At 65.8% G+C, this 15874-nt stretch carries 17 protein-coding genes and 1 pseudogene; 5 read left to right on the forward strand and 13 right to left on the reverse strand.

Annotated elements, in window-relative coordinates; all coding sequences use genetic code 11:
* The first annotated feature begins 10 nt into the window (after positions 1–10).
* Positions 11–967 (forward strand): Gfo/Idh/MocA family oxidoreductase, encoded by a 957-nt coding sequence (locus N1F91_RS08880; RefSeq protein ID WP_289991536.1) that lies wholly within the window; start codon positions 11–13, stop codon positions 965–967.
* A gap of 51 nt (positions 968–1018) precedes the next feature.
* Here the strand turns inward: N1F91_RS08880 and N1F91_RS08885 are convergent, their stop codons facing one another.
* Both N1F91_RS08885 and mnmA read right to left on the reverse strand, forming a co-directional pair.
* Positions 1019–1735: a hypothetical protein gene (locus N1F91_RS08885; RefSeq protein WP_289991537.1), complete on the reverse strand. Its 717-nt coding sequence runs from the start codon at positions 1733–1735 to the stop codon at positions 1019–1021.
* A gap of 169 nt (positions 1736–1904) precedes the next feature.
* A complete protein-coding gene (gene mnmA / locus N1F91_RS08890; RefSeq protein WP_289991538.1) occupies positions 1905–3086 on the reverse strand; it encodes a tRNA 2-thiouridine(34) synthase MnmA in 1182 nt (393 codons plus the stop codon).
* A 244-nt stretch (positions 3087–3330) separates the two neighbouring features.
* Between mnmA and N1F91_RS08895 the strand changes: the two genes are divergently transcribed.
* Entirely contained in the window at positions 3331–3606 is a 276-nt protein-coding gene (locus tag N1F91_RS08895) for a DUF1153 domain-containing protein (RefSeq protein WP_024849925.1), read from the forward strand.
* A 131-nt stretch (positions 3607–3737) separates the two neighbouring features.
* Here N1F91_RS08895 and N1F91_RS08900 read toward each other — a convergent pair whose 3' ends face one another.
* Positions 3738–4190, reverse strand: a complete 453-nt coding sequence (locus N1F91_RS08900; protein WP_289991542.1) for a paraquat-inducible protein A — start codon at positions 4188–4190, stop codon at positions 3738–3740.
* 90 nt (positions 4191–4280) lie between these two features.
* A complete protein-coding gene (locus tag N1F91_RS08905) occupies positions 4281–4658 on the reverse strand; it encodes a flagellar export protein FliJ (protein WP_289991543.1) in 378 nt (125 codons plus the stop codon).
* Positions 4659–5092: 434 nt separating this feature from the next.
* On the opposite strand from N1F91_RS08905, the gene ctrA reads away from it, so the two are divergent.
* On the forward strand, positions 5093–5788 hold the full coding sequence (ctrA, locus tag N1F91_RS08910) for a response regulator transcription factor CtrA (RefSeq protein WP_126700245.1): 696 nt from the start codon (positions 5093–5095) through the stop codon (positions 5786–5788).
* A gap of 100 nt (positions 5789–5888) precedes the next feature.
* Here the strand turns inward: ctrA and N1F91_RS08915 are convergent, their stop codons facing one another.
* Together N1F91_RS08915 and chpT are read right to left on the reverse strand one after the other, a co-directional pair.
* Positions 5889–6257, reverse strand: a complete 369-nt coding sequence (locus tag N1F91_RS08915; protein ID WP_289991545.1) for a response regulator — start codon at positions 6255–6257, stop codon at positions 5889–5891.
* 143 nt (positions 6258–6400) lie between these two features.
* A complete protein-coding gene (chpT, locus tag N1F91_RS08920) occupies positions 6401–7030 on the reverse strand; it encodes a histidine phosphotransferase ChpT (RefSeq protein WP_289991546.1) in 630 nt (209 codons plus the stop codon).
* 369 nt (positions 7031–7399) lie between these two features.
* Here chpT and N1F91_RS08925 point away from each other — a divergent pair.
* Positions 7400–7894: pseudogene (locus tag N1F91_RS08925) on the forward strand (EipA family protein); the annotation flags it as partial.
* Positions 7895–7983: 89 nt separating this feature from the next.
* The gene (locus tag N1F91_RS08930) at positions 7984–9285 is read left to right on the forward strand and encodes a hypothetical protein (protein WP_354670535.1); all 1302 of its coding nucleotides are present in this window, start codon (positions 7984–7986) and stop codon (positions 9283–9285) included.
* A gap of 25 nt (positions 9286–9310) precedes the next feature.
* On the opposite strand, the gene N1F91_RS08935 is transcribed toward N1F91_RS08930, so the two are convergent.
* The 7 genes from N1F91_RS08935 to N1F91_RS08965 form a co-directional block, all read right to left on the reverse strand.
* On the reverse strand, positions 9311–10132 hold the full coding sequence (locus N1F91_RS08935) for an RNA methyltransferase (protein WP_289991547.1): 822 nt from the start codon (positions 10130–10132) through the stop codon (positions 9311–9313).
* A gap of 173 nt (positions 10133–10305) precedes the next feature.
* Positions 10306–10620: a metalloregulator ArsR/SmtB family transcription factor gene (locus N1F91_RS08940; protein WP_289991549.1), complete on the reverse strand. Its 315-nt coding sequence runs from the start codon at positions 10618–10620 to the stop codon at positions 10306–10308.
* 175 nt (positions 10621–10795) lie between these two features.
* Complete coding sequence (locus tag N1F91_RS08945; RefSeq protein WP_289991550.1) at positions 10796–11560, reverse strand: HugZ family protein; 765 nt, start codon at positions 11558–11560, stop codon at positions 10796–10798.
* A gap of 74 nt (positions 11561–11634) precedes the next feature.
* Entirely contained in the window at positions 11635–12804 is a 1170-nt protein-coding gene (locus tag N1F91_RS08950; RefSeq protein ID WP_289991551.1) for a CaiB/BaiF CoA-transferase family protein, read from the reverse strand.
* 13 nt (positions 12805–12817) lie between these two features.
* Complete coding sequence (locus N1F91_RS08955; protein ID WP_289991552.1) at positions 12818–13579, reverse strand: SDR family NAD(P)-dependent oxidoreductase; 762 nt, start codon at positions 13577–13579, stop codon at positions 12818–12820.
* Between the two features lie 99 nt (positions 13580–13678).
* Positions 13679–14530 carry an ABC transporter permease gene (locus N1F91_RS08960; RefSeq protein ID WP_289991554.1) on the reverse strand — a complete coding sequence of 284 codons (852 nt, stop codon included), beginning with the start codon at positions 14528–14530 and terminating at the stop codon, positions 13679–13681.
* Positions 14531–14539: 9 nt separating this feature from the next.
* Complete coding sequence (locus N1F91_RS08965; protein ID WP_289991557.1) at positions 14540–15805, reverse strand: ABC transporter permease; 1266 nt, start codon at positions 15803–15805, stop codon at positions 14540–14542.
* Between the last annotated feature and the right edge of the window lie 69 nt (positions 15806–15874).

Raw genomic sequence — 15874 nt, forward strand, 5'->3', positions numbered from 1 at the left:
ATTTTCGCACATGGCGCCACGTTTAGCAGTCCTCGGTTGCGGCTACTGGGGCAGCAATCACATACGGACCCTGAAGTCGCTGGACGCCCTCTACGCCGTCTCCGACGCCAACGCCGCGCGTGCCGAAGGTTTTGCTTCCGAACAGGAATGCCTGGCGATCGCCCCTGAAGACCTCATCCGCTGCGACGAGGTGGATGCGATCGTGCTCGCTTTGCCGCCGCAGTTCCACGCCGAGTTCGCCATCGCGGCGGTGGAAGCCGGAAAGGACGTGCTCGTCGAGAAGCCGATCGCGCTGACGGTGGCCGACGCCGAACGGGCGGTCGCGGCGGCCAAGGCCAACGGCCGCGTCTTCATGGTCGGCCACGTGCTGCGCTTCCATCCGGCCTTCGAGAAGCTGAAATCGCTGATCGACGCCGGCGAACTCGGCGAGGTCAAGTACATCCATTCGCACCGGCTCGGGCTCGGCAAGTTCCACACCGAGAACGATGCGCTGTGGGATCTGGCGCCGCACGACCTCTCGATGATCCTGGCGATCACCGGACAGGCGCCGCTGGAGGTTCGCGGCGAGGGGGCGGCGATCCTCGACAATCTCAGCGACTTCGCCCATCTCCACATGCGCTTTCCCGGGGGGGTGCGCGGGCACCTCTTCACCTCGCGGCTCAATCCCTATCGCGAGCGCCGGCTGACCGTCGTCGGCACCAAGGCGATGGCGGTCTTCGACGACGTGGAGCCGGGGCCGCGCAAGCTCGCCGTCTACCGGCACGCCGTCTGGCAGGATTCGGGGCAGTGGGCCTTCACCGCCAACGAGCCCGCCTATGTCGAATTCGACAACACCGGCATGCCGCTGACTCGCGAACTCGAGCATTTCATCGATTGCATCGCGACCCGGGCCGAGCCGAGAACCAGCGGCGAGGAAGCGATCACCGTGCTGCGCATCCTCACTGCCGGCAGCGTCATTCACGACTGAGTGCAGGCGGGCAGGAGCCCGCCGCGCCGCACCCTGGATGCGCGCGGCCGGTCAGAAGCCGGCTGCCTCGTCGTTGTAGAAGGTGTTGAGGATCGACATGCGCGGCTTGCCCGCAGGCGCCTCGATCTTCGGCCGGCCGTGCCAGCTCATCCGCAACGGCGCATGATACGCCTTCAGCACCACGAAGGCGTAGCCGACATTGGGCGCGAAGGGGAGCGTCTTGACCGGTTCCAGGAAATAGGAGCGCGGGTTGAGCAGCCCCTTGGCCGAGGCGCGGTAGAGCGTCGTCCCGAGATCCATCTGGCTGTCGTCCGCCGGACAGTAGAGCTGCATCGTGACGACCTTCTTGCGCGTGTCGGGATGCGGCTTGATCTCGTAGCCGTCGACGTCCTTGTAGAGCACGGGCCTGGCGATGGTCTTCACGTCGTCCATGCTGGCGGCCCCGTCGCCGCGGCGGCGGATCTCGAGGCCGTCCGCGAGCTTTGCCCGCACAGCCGCCTCGATTGCCGGCGAGACGAGGACGGCGGCGACCGCCGACCACAGGTCGCGCCGCTCCGTTTCGATCCGCTCGATCTGGGGGCCATAAAGCCGCAGCGCCAGGCGGGTTCCCTCGGCATTCAGCCGATCGAAGGCGCTGTCCTGCGGAAAGCATGCGAGCAGCCGGGCGTAGAAATCCACCGGGAAGAAGTCGCGGAAGAACATGTGCGGGAACGGGTCGAGGAAGGCCTCGGCAGCCTCAATGCTGCCGACCGCATGCGCGATGAGCACGGAGACAATCTCCCGACCGATCATGCCCGTTCAATCCCCTGCCTTTGGCAACTCTGGATTGCTATCTTATGCGATCGAGGGAAGGGGAACAAGCACCGGGGTCCGGCGGACGCAGCCTGACAGACACAAGAAGATCGACGGCTGTGGCGACCGGAAAGCCGGCCGGTCGTCAGGCCGCCGGCATCTCTGCGAGCGTCGCCAGCATGGCTTCCGCCTTGCCCGAGCGGCGGGTGCGCTCGATGAAGCCGCCGCCGAACACACGGGCGTCGTTGCCGTCGTCGGAATAGAGCACGCAGGCCTGGCCGGGCGCCACGCCGGTCTCGCCATCGGCGAGTTCGACCTCAACCTGTCCGTCGGCACCCACGTGCAGGACGGCTGGACGCGGAGGCCGGGTGGAGCGGACCTTGGCGTAGACCTCGAGGTCGGCACCCGCCAGCGCGGTGACCGGGGTGTCGCCGAGCCAGTTGAAGTCGCGCAAGGCGATGCGGCGCGTCTCCAGCGCCTCGCGCGGACCGACGATGACGCGCGCACCGACCGGATCGAGGTGCACGACGTAGAGCGGCTCGCCCGATGCGACGCCGATGCCGCGGCGCTGGCCGATGGTGTAGTGGACGATGCCCTGGTGGCGGCCGAGCGTGCGTCCGTCGATGTGGACGATGTCGCCGGGCGTGGCGGCGTTCGGCTGCAGCCGGGCGATCATGTCGGAATACTTGCCCTGCGGCACGAAGCAGATGTCCTGGCTGTCCTGCTTGCCGGCAACAGACAGGCCCATCTCCTCGGCCATGGCCCGGACTTCGGGCTTGGAGCGGCCGCCGAGCGGAAAGCGCAGGTAGTCGAGCTGGTCCTGCGTCGTGGCGAACAGGAAATAGCTCTGGTCGCGGTCGGCGTCGAGCGGCCGGTAGAGTGCGCGGTGGGAGCCGTTGGAGCGACTGCGGATGTAGTGGCCTGTGGCGAGCGCCTCCGCCCCCAGTTCGCGCGCCGTGCCGAGCAGGTCGGCGAACTTGACCGTCTGGTTGCACGACACGCAGGGGATCGGCGTTTCGCCCGACATGTAGCTGCGGGCGAAGGGATCGATCACCGCTTCGCGGAAGCGCTGCTCGTAGTTCAGGACGTAGTGCGGGATGCCGAGCGTCTCTGCGACACGGCGCGCATCCTCGATGTCGCGGCCCGCGCAGCAGGATCCGGCGCGATGGACCGCGGCGCCGTGATCGTAGAGCTGCAGCGTCACGCCAACGACGTCGTAGCCTTCCTTCTTGAGGAGGCCGGCCACGACGGATGAATCGACGCCGCCCGACATCGCTACGACGACGCGGGTGTCTTCCGGCCGGCCGGGAAGGTCCAGGCTGTTCATCGGCTCGTTCGCTTCCTTGTTGCCCGTCACGCGGGTCCAATGCCCATCCCCGACAGATAGGTCAAGAACCGTCGGGATGCCAGCATCGCGCGCAAGAAGGCGGTCGCCCGGAGGCGAATCCTTCGTATTTTAGAGAGTCCCGATTCGTTACGATTCAATTACCGGCTGCTTAGCCAATTTTTAAAGCTACACCGGTAGTGTGCAGTCTGTTGGTGCCGAGTTTGTGTCGGGTGTAGAGAGTAAAATGACCGATCTGGTGAGACCGCGGGTCAAGTACGTCATAGGGCCAGACGGCAGCCCGCTGACCATTGCAGACCTGCCGCCGAGCAATACGCGTCGCTGGGTCATCCGCCGCAAGGCGGAAGTGGTCGCCGCGGTCAGGGGCGGTCTTCTCAGCCTCGAGGAAGCCTGCCAGCGCTACAAGCTCACGGTCGAGGAGTTCCTCTCCTGGCAGGCTTCGATCGACGAATACGGACTTGCCGGCCTTCGCACCACACGTATCCAGCAATATCGCCACTGACGCTCGACGCGATTCTCTTGGATTTGCACCAGCAGGCGTCGAGTTTCCGCTGGCAGCACCCTTCCATTCCCTCCCGAACCCATGCCCTCGTGGCGAGACATCGGTAGCGGCGACCTCGTCCAGGCGATGCGCTAGCTGCCGGACTGTTCGCGTCGCAGCAGCGCCGAGACCGCGACCGTCAGGACCACCGACAGCGCGAAGAACCACAGTCCGGGCTTGGTGAAGGCCGCGGCAAGGCCGCTCGTCTTGGCCGCGAAGATGACCAGCGCCACCAGAACCACATCCAGCATCGACCAGTTCGACAAGCCGCGCAGCCAGGCCGGCAGGCGGTCGTGTGCGGCGCGACCCGAATGGGCGGCGACGTGCAGCAGCATCAGCTTCACCGCGGGAAAAGCGATCGAGAAGAGCGCGATGATGATGGCCAGCAGGGGATCTCCGCCCTGCCAGAGCGCGGCGACCATGCCCGTGAGCGACGGCTCTTCCGTGAAGAAATAGAGACGTTCGACGCGGATCAGCGGCAGCGTCACGCCCAGCGCGAAGGCGACCGTGGCGACGAACAGCAGGATGGGCGGGGCAAGGCGCATCGGCGCGCTATAGAGGAAGACGGTCCGCTGCGGAAGCGGACCTGAAGCGGGGAAGTCGACGCCGGCTGGCGAACCGCCGACGACGAGGGATCAGCCCGCGACGGCGCGGCGCAGGTCCGCTTCGGCATCGCGTACGCGCGCGTCCCGGTTCTCGAGCTGCTCGGCCTTTGCCAGTTCCGTCTCGGCCTCGGCGAGCGCCATTTCGGCAGCGCCTTTCTGCTGGAGCAGGTCGAGGCGGGAATTGTTCAGGTTGTCCCGGCGCTGCCGGGCCGCCCTGGCGAAGGTCGGATAGGCGAAGTGATTGGTGTCGGTGATTCCCGACTTTCTCTCCTCGATGGCGACCTGCGCGTCGAGTTCGGCGGCCATCCGGTCGAATTCCGCGATCATCATGTCCAGCTGCGACAGCTGCCGGCGCTTCTCATTGACCTGGAACTGCTTCAGGCGAACCAGATTTCCACGTGACTTCATGTCCGCTTACTCCCGAATACGCGTACCCCGCCGGAAAAATTACGCCCGACCCACGCCTCCGCACGTCAACGGCCGAGGGCAACGAAATCCTAAGGATTTTCGGTGCCGGTAACCATTCGTTTACGCGCACCGTTAATCATACGGTCGAGGGCTTAAGGGGCGGTAAAAAAAGCCGAGTGCCTTTTCCGGAAACCGACAAGGCGAGTCGCCAGAGTCGGTTACTGCCGCTTCTTAAGCTTGAACCTTAATGACCTGACGTGATGATTCATGTTTGGATTCAACAAGGTGCCTTTGACACTTCTGACGGATGATTGCGCTTGCCATGCGGAATCAGATTTTGTTAACCATTTCGTGGCAGCTTTCGAGTCACGTAACGACTGCTCCCGGGCCGGCATGTCGGCACACCCGGCTCGGCTGCAGAAGAGGGGATTGAAATGCGCGTCCTGCTGATTGAAGACGATAGTGCCACGGCACAGAGCATCGAGCTGATGCTCAAGTCGGAGAGCTTCAACGTCTACACGACGGATCTGGGCGAAGAGGGTGTCGACCTCGGCAAGCTGTACGACTACGACATCATTCTCCTCGACCTGAACCTGCCCGACATGTCCGGCTACGAGGTGCTGCGCACGCTTCGCCTGTCGAAGGTCAAGACGCCGATCCTGATCCTTTCGGGCATGGCCGGCATCGAGGACAAGGTCCGCGGTCTCGGCTTCGGTGCCGACGACTACATGACCAAGCCGTTCCACAAGGACGAACTGGTCGCCCGCATCCACGCGATCGTGCGCCGGTCCAAGGGCCATGCGCAGTCGGTGATCACGACCGGTGACCTGATCGTCAACCTGGATGCCAAGACCGTCGAGGTCGGCGGCCAGCGCGTGCACCTGACCGGCAAGGAATACCAGATGCTGGAGCTGCTTTCGCTGCGGAAGGGCACCACGCTGACGAAGGAAATGTTCCTGAACCACCTTTACGGCGGCATGGACGAGCCGGAACTGAAGATCATCGACGTGTTCATCTGCAAGCTGCGCAAGAAGCTCGACGCGGCGTCGGGCGGGCAGAACTACATCGAGACGGTGTGGGGGCGCGGCTACGTGCTGCGCGAACCCGAGGACGTGCGCGTCAGCGCCTGATCCCGTTCGATCGAAATCACAAGCGCCCGCGATCGGCCGATCGTCGGGCGCTTTTCGTTTTCGGACGAGCGCGGTCCTGCCGCGTCAAGGGGCGAAAGGGTCAGGCCGCGATCTTCAGCTCGCGAAAGCGGTCCAAAAGCTGCGCGCGGTTGAAGGGCTTCAGCATGTAGCCGTTCGCGCCGGCCCGCTTGGCCCGCATGATGGCGCCGATGTCGAACTCCAGGATCGAGACGAGGATCCGCACGTCCCTGGCGCCGGGAAGCGCCTTGACCGCGTGAATGAACTCGGGCGCCTGCATATCGGGGAGGGTGCCGTCGAGGATGATCGCGTCGGGAAGCTCGGCCGCGCACATGTCGAGCGCGTCGCGGCCGTTGCCGGCCTCGACGACGGCCAGGTCCGGGCCGCCCAGGATGCGCTTGACCACCTTTCGGATGATACTCGAATCATCAACGATCATGCAGCGTTTCATGTCCACATTTCCCTGCGTCGCGACCGCATCATGCGGTAACCTCTACTGGCCCCGGATGCAGACTATGCGAAACAGTGAAAAAATTGGCGAAGCCGATCGCTAAACTTGAAGGCAAGGCAACTGTCGGTCGAGAAGGACAGCGATCACGCCGCAGAAAGCGTGATCTCCTCCGCCGATGCATGGATCGAGATTGTCATGCCTGCCTCGCGCGCCAGTAGCAGCGTGTAGTATGGCTGGACCGTGTGGGCGTCGATCGGCTCCTCGGGCCGCGAGCCGGAGTGCAGTTCGAGGAACTTCGGCGGGACGCGCACCATCGGGCCGGTGGAGACGATCGTGAACTTCGGCTCGGTCATCAGGTCCGAGAGTTCCACCTTCATCGTGCCGCCCCGCGGAATGGCGCCGGCGGCGATGAGCAGCAGGTTGAGAAGCAGCTTCACCTTGTTCTTCGGCAGCAGGGCGCGCCCGCCCGCCCATTCGAGGTTCGGCTTCTCGTTGCGGAAATAGGCGGTGGCAACCGACTCGGCATCGCCGGTGTCGATCTGCATCCCGGCCGAGCCCGCGGCGCCGAAGGCGATGCGCGCGAACTGCAGTCGTGCGGAGGCGGTACGCGCGCTGGCACGGATCAGCTTCATCGCGTCCTCGTCGGCGCCACCCTCGTCGAGGAGTTCGAGGCCGTTGTTCAGGGCACCGACGGGCGAGATGATGTCGTGGCAGACCCTGCTGCACAGAAGAGCCGCCAGATCGGGCGCGGACAGGGAAAACAGTTCGGACATTCGGGTCTCCAGCACATTCGGTACGGCGGCTTGAAAGGCAGCGGAACGGCGGTCGAATCAAAAAAAGCTGCCGGAGCCTCGACGTTACACAAGGGAGCCGTCGTCGCAAGAAATGCCGACTGGAGCAACGCGGCGCTGCGGGGAAGCGCGGTCGAGTGTCGAAAGATGCTTAACGAAAGGAAAACGATTTGGGCCTAGATTTCTGGAAGGCCGATCGGGTGGACGGGCATCAACGGAAGGCGCTCTGCCCCGGGCAGCAGCTGCCGACGGAGTATGGATATGACACTCTCGAAACTGGCGCGGTTCCTAACGCGGACATTCGTCGCGCTCGGACTGGCGTTCGCCATAGCGCAGGCGGAGCCGGTCCCCGCGTCCGCGAACTCCGAGTTCACCGCGCAGGAGATCATCGACAAGGGCCACGATTTCTTCGGCGCCGCGTCCGGAGGCGTGGCGGCGGCGATCGAGACCATCTTCGCACGCTACGGCGTACCCAACGGCTATATCCTCGGCGAAGAGGGATCGGGCGCGCTCGTCGGCGGGCTGACCTACGGCGAGGGAACGCTGTTCACCAAGAATGCCGGCGATCACACGCTGTTCTGGCAGGGACCTTCCATCGGCTGGGATTTCGGAGGGCAGGGCTCGCGGACCATGATGCTGGTCTACGACCTCAACACGATCGACGAGATCTATCACCGCTATGTGGGCGTTGCGGGGTCGGCCTACGTCGTGGCCGGCGTGGGCTTCAACGTCATGCGCTACGGCAACGTGCTGCTCATTCCGGTGCGGACGGGCGTCGGCGCGAGGCTCGGCGTCAACATCGGATACCTGAAGGTCACGTCGCGCCCGACCTGGAACCCGTTCTGAGGACAGGTCCTGCCCGGCAGGGAACGACCTTCGTCGCTGGCGCTTAACCTTAAGGCGAAGTAAAAGGCCTTCCGGGATGGATCGGGACCGTGCCCTTGTGGCACATCTGGGTCGTCCAGTGCGGCTATGGGCGGGCGTTCGGCGTGATCGAATCCATTCTGTTCTTTTCGCTCGGTTTCCTGTGTGCGGGATTCCTGGCGCTGATGATCGCTCCCGCGGTGTGGCGTCGGGCCGTGCTGCTGACGCGCAAGCGCATAGAGGCATCGGTTCCGCTCTCGCTCAACGAAATCCAGGCCGACAAGGATCGGATGCGCGCCGAATTCGCGATGTCGACGCGGCGACTGGAGATGAGCATCAAGGCATTCCGCGACAAGGCGTCGAGCCAGATCGTCGAGATCAACCGGCACCAGGCGCAGCTGAAGGAACTGACCGACGAGATCGGCGAGAAGAACGCGGCGATCACTGCGATGGAATCGCAGGGCAGCGAACTGCGCGCCGAGCTGAGGCGTCGCGAGGAACAGCTGCAGGTGCTGTCGGGGCGGCTCGACGAGGCCACCCGCCGGATCGACGAGAAGGCGCTCGAACTCGACAAGCTCGGGCGGCTCTACGACGATGCGGCCTTCAATTCCAGCAGCCGCCAGATCGAACTGGTGGCGCGGGAGGCGGAGTACGAGCGGGTTTCCGACGACCTGAACGCGCTGCGCGGCAAGCGCCGTGACGTCGAGCGCCAGCTGCGCGAGGCGACGGCGGAGAACAAGCAGAACCAGGACCTCCTGAAGGCCGAGCGGCTGAAGATCACCGAGCTCGAAAAGAAGATCGAGCGCATGGAATCGACCATCGCCGACCGCGAGGAGCGCCTCGATCGCCGCGAGAAGGATCTCGCCCGGCTGCGCGAGCACGCCCGCTCGGGCGCCACGAGCGAGAACGACCTGAACGAGCGGCTGTCGGCTTCCGAGAGCCAGCGCGTGAAGCTGGAGGCCGACCTCGCCGACCTGACGCTGCAGATGTCGACACTGCTGTCCGGCGCGACGGGCGGCGATGTGGAAAAGGCGATGGGCACGCTGAACGAGGAGCGCGACCAGTTGCAGGAGCGCCTCACCAGACTGGTGCGCGAGAACAAGAAGCTGAAGGCGGACCTCGCCGTCTACGAACGCGACAAGTCCGAGGACTGGGACCTGCAGCGGCGCGAGAATGCTCTGCTGCGCGAACAGATCAACGATCTCGCCGCCGAGGTCGTGCGGCTGACCGAAACGCTCGACGGGCCGGAATCGCCGATCACGGTGGCGCTGGCGGCCGACATCGTCGAGCCGCTCAAGCCCGCAGGCGAACGGCGACCGACCAGCCTCGCCGAGCGGGTGCGCGCGCTCAAGCAGGCCTCCGCCGCCCGCTGAGGCCTGCTTTTCCGGTCACGTCACGTCACGACGCGCCGTCCTTGCCAGCACCCCGCCACAGCCGGTGCAGCGCGATGGCGCCAGCGGTCGCGACGTTGAGGCTGTCGAAGCCCGCGGACATGCCGATCCGGACGGTCGTCAGCCTGGCGAGCAGGTCGGCCGGAAGGCCGCTTCCCTCGCTGCCCAAGAGCAGCGCGGTGCGCTCCTGCGGCGCAAGTTCCGCAATGTCCCTGGCGCCACGCGGGCTGAGCGCCAGGCAGTCGAAGCCGGCATTCGCCAGGCGGGCGAGGAGCGCCTCGGCCGTTCCGCCACGCCAGTGGGGAACCTTGAGCACGGCGCCGACCGAGACGCGGATGGCCTTTCGGTAGAGCGGATCGCAGCTCGTCTCGTCGAGCAGGACGGCATCCGCCTCGAAAGCCGCGGCGTTGCGAAAGATGGCGCCGACATTGTCGTGGTTGGAGATGCCGATCAGCACCAGCACAAGGGCACGCCGGGGCAGGGCGGCCACGAACGCGTCCAGATCGCGCGCGTCGGTTCGCCGCCCGACGCCGAGCACGCCGCGATGGACATGGTAGCCGGCGACAGCATCGAGGATCGGCTGGGACGCGACGTAGACGGGCAGCCCATCCGGCGCGCGGGCGAGCAGATCGGAAACGCCATCGACCCGGTTCTCCAGGAGAAGCAGCGACTCGGCTTCAAACCGCGCGTGTCCGAGAAGCACGTTCAGGACGACCCGCCCTTCGGCGATGAAGCGGTGCTGGCGGCCGACCAGATCGCGCTCGCGGATCTGCCGGTAGGGCGCGAGCCGCGGATCATCCGCGTCGTCGATGCGGATGATCTCAGGCACGGAGATGCAGAACCGCGGCTGGTCGTCCAGATTGCACAATCTTGCTCAAAACACTCATGCCGGTCAGCCCTGTCCTGTTGCCGGCGACAGGTCTGGACGGGCCGGCAGGCGAGGTCAAGACGGGGGTAGAGGCCGAAGACGCAAGGAGCCCGGGACGTGGGCGCGTCGACCGTTCAGACCGGCACGCCGGCCTTCCGGCTTGCCGATACGAAAATCTCGTCCAGAGTTCCGAACAGCCGGCGGACCTGGTCGGAACTGCAGGAATAGTAGATCGTCTGCTTGTCGCGCCGGGTGTTGACGAGCCTGAGGCCGCGCAGCCGCGACAGATGCTGCGACAGGGCCGACTGGCTCAATCCCACTTTCTGGGCGATGACACCGACGGGCAGTTCCGAGTCGAGCAGTTCGCAGATGATCTGGATGCGCTTTCCGTTGGAGAAGGCAGCTAGAAACACGGAAGCTTCGTCCGCGTAAAAGCGCAAGTCGTCCATTCCCAAACACCGCCTCCTGCGAGCCCACGCACCCGTCGCGCTTTTCGGGCGCAAGAGGTTTCCGGCGTTCAGCGCCGGCTGATCCTCGTATCGCCGATACCACAAAAGTTAATCCAGATCGTTTCCCTGGGGAAGCACTGTCCGGCAATTTCATTTCGCGGCGGGCAAGAAATGCCTATTGGCTGCTGTCGCGGGCGGCTCGGGCCATCGAAACCAGTGCCTGGCGCATGGCGGTCGCTCCTGTCAGCGGCTCGTCGAAGAAGACGCGACGCGAATCATCGCCGCAAGCAAGGTCGAATCCGTCCACGTCCAGGCCGGTCATGATCCAGTTTCCAACTCCGGCTCTGGCGAAATGGCGTGCAAAGAGTTCGACGGCGTCGCGGTGATCGCTGTTCATGTGGGAGATCGCACCCTGTTCCGCCGCAGCGATCTCGCCGATGGACGGATGGTCGACCAGAAGGTCGCGCCGGGTGAGTGCGTAGGCCTTGCCGAACCCGCCGTTCAGGCCGGCGCGTTGCGGATCCAGCCGGAAGAAGCAGAAGTCGCCGAAGTCGACGTAGAGCTCGGCCTTCGGGTGGCGGTTGAGATAGCGACGGCGCGCGCGCTTGCCGTCGTCGCTTTCGCGGTCGAGCCTGTGTGCGAGGCAGGAGATCGTGATCCGGGGATGGGCGAGCGGATCGCCTTTGCCCGGTTCTCCGAGCAAAAGCGAGCACCGCGGATCGGCGGCGAGCGCTCCCGTATGGGTCGACAGTGTCGAGACGAGGATCAGCGGCGAGCCGTCGGGGTCGGTCGCGGTTGCGACCCGGCTTGCGGATGGCGCGCCGGTCTCCGGTTCGATCACGGCCAGGGCACCGTAGCGCGAGACGCGCAGCAGCCGCCGGGCGAGCCGGATGGCCTCCTCATCGGTGGGGCGCAGGACGTCCTTCTTCTCGTCGGCCATGTCTCGATCTCCGGCAGGCAGCTTCCTTCCATCCGCTTCGTCGACGTTCCGAAAAGCGGATCGGCTTTGTCACCTTATCCCGCGATCAGGCCGCTCCTGGCAAGGGCCTCGGAGCGGGCCGGCGATATGCCGAAGGCTTCGAGAGCCGGCGGCAAAGAGGCCGCGCGTGACGGCTGGGAGGGCTGCGATGCGGGCGAGGAGGGTGTCCGGGAGAAGCGGGGCGCCGGCGCGGCGCGAACGAGCCTGCCGTCGCGCCTGAACGTGCCGCGGGCGACGTTGTGCGGATGCTCGGGCGCCTCGGCCATCGACAGCACGGGCGCCACGCAGGCATCGGTCTCCGCGAAGATCGACCACCACTCGTCCCGGGTCCTGGTGGCCACCCGGGCGGCGATTGCGGCGCGCATCTCCGGCCAGAGACGCGGGTCGTATTGTGCCTCGACGAAACGGTCTTCCAGAGGCAGCAGGCCGGCGAACTCGGCGAAGAACTGCGGTTCGAGACAGGCGATGGCGAGATGCTTCGCATCGGCCGTTTCGTAGGTGTCGTAGAAGGGCGCGCCGGAATCGAGCAGGTTGGAGCCGCGCCGGTCTTGCCACAGGCCGGCCGCGAGGAGCGCATAGGGAAGGTTCCCCAGCGTCGAGGCGCCATCGATCATGGCCGCGTCGATCACCTGACCGCGACCCGATCGCGACCGCTCGAAGAGGGCGGCGAGCACGCCGGCGATCAGGAACATCGTCCCGCCGCCATAGTCGGCGACGAGGTTCAGCGGCGGAACCGGCCTGCCGTCGCTCGGGCCGATGGCGTGCAGCATGCCCGTCATCGCGAGGTAGGTCAGGTCGTGACCGGCGCGCTGGGCGAGCGGACCTTCCTGGCCGAAACCGGTCATGCGGCCGTAGACGAGGCCGGGATTGGCCGCCAGCAGCTCGTCAGGGCCGAGCGAAAGCCGCTCCATGACGCCAGGCCGAAAGCCCTCGATCAGGACGTCGGCACCGGCGGCGAGGTCGTGCATCAGGGCGATGCCCTCGGGCGCCTTCAGGTCGACCCGCAGCGTTTCGCGGCCGTGGCGGTCGAGATCGAGCTCCGGCGGGAGGTTCAGAAAGGAAGGCGCTGCCCTCAGCCGGTCGACGCGAAGCACGCTGGCGCCCATCTCCGACAGGATCAGGGCGGCGAGCGGAACCGGCCCGAGGCCGGCCATCTCGATGACCTTCAGGCCGGCGAGCGGCCCCTTCCGTTCCTCCTCCCCCATGGCATGGTGCGCCTTAGCGCGGCGCCATGCGGATGGCGCCGTCGAGGCGGATGGTCTCGGCGTTGAGCATCTGGTTCTCGACGATGTGGCAGGCGAGCGCGCCATACTCCGCCGGCTCGCCGAGGCGCGACGGGAAGGGGACCTGCTGCCCGAGCGAGCGCTGCGCGTCCTCCGGCAGACCGGCCAGCATCGGCGTCTTGAAGATGCCGGGTGCGATGGTGCAGACGCGGATGCCGGCGCGCGACAGGTCGCGGGCGATCGGCAGCGTCATGCCGACGACGCCGCCCTTGGAGGCGGAGTAGGCGGCCTGGCCGATCTGGCCGTCATAGGCGGCGACGGAGGCGGTGTTGACGATGACGCCGCGTTCGCCGCCTTCCAGCGGTTCGGACTTTTCGCAGAGGCCGGCAAAGAGGCGGATCATGTTGAAGGAACCGGCGAGATTAACCTCGAGGACCTTCTTGAACATGTCGAGCGGGTGGACACCGTCCTTGCTCGTGGTCTTCATGGCGATGGCGATGCCGGCGCAGTTAATGAGGATGCGCGGCGAGCCGAGCTTCTCGACAACGGTCGCGAACGCGGCTTCCCCGCTCTCGGCGCTGGAGACGTCGCACTTGACGGCGATGCCGCCGATGTCGGCTGCGACCTTCTCGGCCCGCTCCATGCCGACGTCGAAGATGGCGACCCTGGCGCCGCGCGCGGCAAGCGCGCGCGCCGTCGCCTCGCCAAGGCCCGAACCACCGCCGGTGACGATTGCGACCTGACCCGATGCGTCCATGAGATATCCTCCCGGAATGTTATGAAACAAAACAATATCGTCTCATCGTAGCGGCAGGAGGGGCGGAAAGGCAAGGCGGACGCGGCGTCGTCCACCGGTTCAGCCGGGCGACAATCCGCGCATCCTCTCATTGCGGCGGCGGATCATTTCCAGGGTCGCGAGAAGCAGGATCGACAGGGCCACGAGCAGGCTGGCGAGCGCCAGGATGGTCGGGCTGATCTCTTCGCGCAGGCCCGAGAACATGCGCACCGTCATGGGCGTCTGCGCGGGGCCGGCCATGAAGTTGACGATCACCACCTCGTCGAGCGAGGTGACGAAGGCGAACAAGGCGCCGGAGATGACCCCGGGCAGCAGCAATGGCAGGATGACCCTGAAGAAGGTGCGCGTCTGGTTGGCGCCGAGGCTCTGGGAGGCGCGGATGAGCGTCTGGTCGAAGCCGGCGAGGGATGCCGTGACCGTCAGGACCACGAAGGGCGTGCCCAGCACGACGTGGCTCAGGATGATGCCGAGATAGGTGTTCGACAGGCCGATACGGGCAAAGAAGCTGAACAGAGCGGCCGCCGTGATGATCAGCGGCACGATCATCGGCGAGATCAGGATCGCGGTGATCAGCGCGCGCGCGGGCATGTTGCGCCGGTTGAGCCCCAGAGCCGCCACCGTCCCCAGCGCCGTGGCCACGATGGTGGAGGCGATGGCGATGATGAAGGAATTGGCGATGGAGTTCAGCCACTCGCTGGAGCCGAGCAGATCGCGGTACCAGCGCAGCGAATAGCCGTCCGGGTCGAGCGACAGCATCTCGCGGGTGAAGGTGAAATAGGGCTGCGCGTTGAAGGCGAGCGGGATGATGACGATGATGGGGGCGATGAGGAAAAAGAAGATCAGCCCGCAGATCACGCGGAACGCATAGTACCATATGCGCTCCGACGTCGTCGCATAGGTGGGAACGGCCATCGTCGCCTCCTAACCGAATTTCAGCTTGTCGACGCCGACCAGCCGGTTGAACAGCCAGTAGACGAGGAGGACCGCGACGAGCAGGATGGTGGCCAGAGCCGCCGCGAGCTTCAACTGCGCGCTCGATCCCTGCATGTTGTCGGCGATCAGGTTGGAGATGAAGATGCCGCTGTCGCCGCCGACCAGTGCCGGCGTGATGTAGTAGCCGATCGCCAGGATGAAGACGAGGATGCAGCCGGCCGCAAGACCCGGCACGGTGAGCGGGAAATACACCGACCACCAGGCCCGGAACGGATGCGCGCCGAGCGACTTGGCCGCCCGCAGGTAGGACGGCGGGATTGTCTTCATCACGGAATAGAGCGGCAGCACCATGAAGGGCAAAAGGATGTGCGTCATCGCCACCACCGTGCCGATGCGGTTGTAGATCATCCGCAGCCGGCCGTCGGTGTCGATCACGCCGGCCCAGACCAGAAGCTCGTTGATCACCCCCTGCTGCTGCAGGAGCACGATCCAGGCCGAGGTTCGCACCAGGAGCGAGGTCCAGAACGGCAGCAGCACGAGGATGAGGAGCAGGTTGGCGATCCGTACGGGCTGCGTGGCGACCATGTAGGAGATGGGGTAGGCGAGCAACACGCAGATGCCGGTGATGAGGATGCTCATCCAGGCGGTACGGAAGAACAGCGACTGGTAGACCTGGTAGACCTCCGGCCGCGGCGCGATCTCGCCCTGGGCGTTGTATTCGTAGTCCACCGCGAGGAGGTAGTAGGTCGGGGTTATCAGGCGGGATTCGCGCTGCAGGATGTGCCAGAACTCGAGGCTCGCCCAGTCCTCGTCGGCCTCCAGGAATTTTTCGCGATAGGGCGCCGACCACGCGTCGACGTTGCGCGCGGTGCGCATCATGGTCGAGCGGGCGCCGGGGATCTCGCGGTTGATGCGGGCGGCGGCGCGGCCGATGGTGCGGTTCTCCACGCCGACGATCATGTCGGCGGCCATCGCCTGGAACACCGCCTCGGGCGGCACGTCCTCGCCGTCCCAGGACGAGAGGGCCGCCGCCGTCTGCGGCAGGTATTCGCGGATCTCGGGATTGTAGACCGAGCGCCAGATCATCGCGACGATCGGAATGGCGAAGACCAGCAGGATGAAAACCAGCAGCGGCGCGACCAGCGCGAACGCGCGCCGGCGCTCGACCGCCTGGGAGCGCCGCAGCGCTTCCTTGAGCGGGGTGCCGTCGGCGGCCACCAGCGGCGCCTTCGATCTCTGTTCCCTGGTCGCCATCGATCTCTTCCCGCTTGCGGTCTCGTCAGGTGGAGAGGCGGGGCGCGCTGTGCGCCCCGTCCCATGTCA

This window comes from Aquibium sp. ELW1220, from assembly GCF_030398385.1.
Classification (GTDB): domain Bacteria; phylum Pseudomonadota; class Alphaproteobacteria; order Rhizobiales; family Rhizobiaceae; genus Aquibium.

Excerpts from the sequence above, each read along its gene's own strand:
- N1F91_RS08880 (WP_289991536.1), top strand. The coding sequence starts at position 11 with ATGGCGCCACGTTTAGCAGTCCTCGGTTGCGGCTACTGGGGCAGCAAT.
- mnmA (WP_289991538.1), bottom strand. The coding sequence starts at position 3,086 with ATGAACAGCCTGGACCTTCCCGGCCGGCCGGAAGACACCCGCGTCGTC.
- N1F91_RS08895 (WP_024849925.1), top strand. The coding sequence starts at position 3,331 with ATGACCGATCTGGTGAGACCGCGGGTCAAGTACGTCATAGGGCCAGAC.
- N1F91_RS08900 (WP_289991542.1), bottom strand. The coding sequence starts at position 4,190 with ATGCGCCTTGCCCCGCCCATCCTGCTGTTCGTCGCCACGGTCGCCTTC.
- N1F91_RS08905 (WP_289991543.1), bottom strand. The coding sequence starts at position 4,658 with ATGAAGTCACGTGGAAATCTGGTTCGCCTGAAGCAGTTCCAGGTCAAT.
- ctrA (WP_126700245.1), top strand. The coding sequence starts at position 5,093 with ATGCGCGTCCTGCTGATTGAAGACGATAGTGCCACGGCACAGAGCATC.
- N1F91_RS08915 (WP_289991545.1), bottom strand. The coding sequence starts at position 6,257 with ATGAAACGCTGCATGATCGTTGATGATTCGAGTATCATCCGAAAGGTG.
- chpT (WP_289991546.1), bottom strand. The coding sequence starts at position 7,030 with ATGTCCGAACTGTTTTCCCTGTCCGCGCCCGATCTGGCGGCTCTTCTG.
- N1F91_RS08940 (WP_289991549.1), bottom strand. The coding sequence starts at position 10,620 with ATGGACGACTTGCGCTTTTACGCGGACGAAGCTTCCGTGTTTCTAGCT.
- N1F91_RS08945 (WP_289991550.1), bottom strand. The coding sequence starts at position 11,560 with ATGGCCGACGAGAAGAAGGACGTCCTGCGCCCCACCGATGAGGAGGCC.
- N1F91_RS08950 (WP_289991551.1), bottom strand. The coding sequence starts at position 12,804 with ATGGGGGAGGAGGAACGGAAGGGGCCGCTCGCCGGCCTGAAGGTCATC.
- N1F91_RS08955 (WP_289991552.1), bottom strand. The coding sequence starts at position 13,579 with ATGGACGCATCGGGTCAGGTCGCAATCGTCACCGGCGGTGGTTCGGGC.
- N1F91_RS08960 (WP_289991554.1), bottom strand. The coding sequence starts at position 14,530 with ATGGCCGTTCCCACCTATGCGACGACGTCGGAGCGCATATGGTACTAT.
- N1F91_RS08965 (WP_289991557.1), bottom strand. The coding sequence starts at position 15,805 with ATGGCGACCAGGGAACAGAGATCGAAGGCGCCGCTGGTGGCCGCCGAC.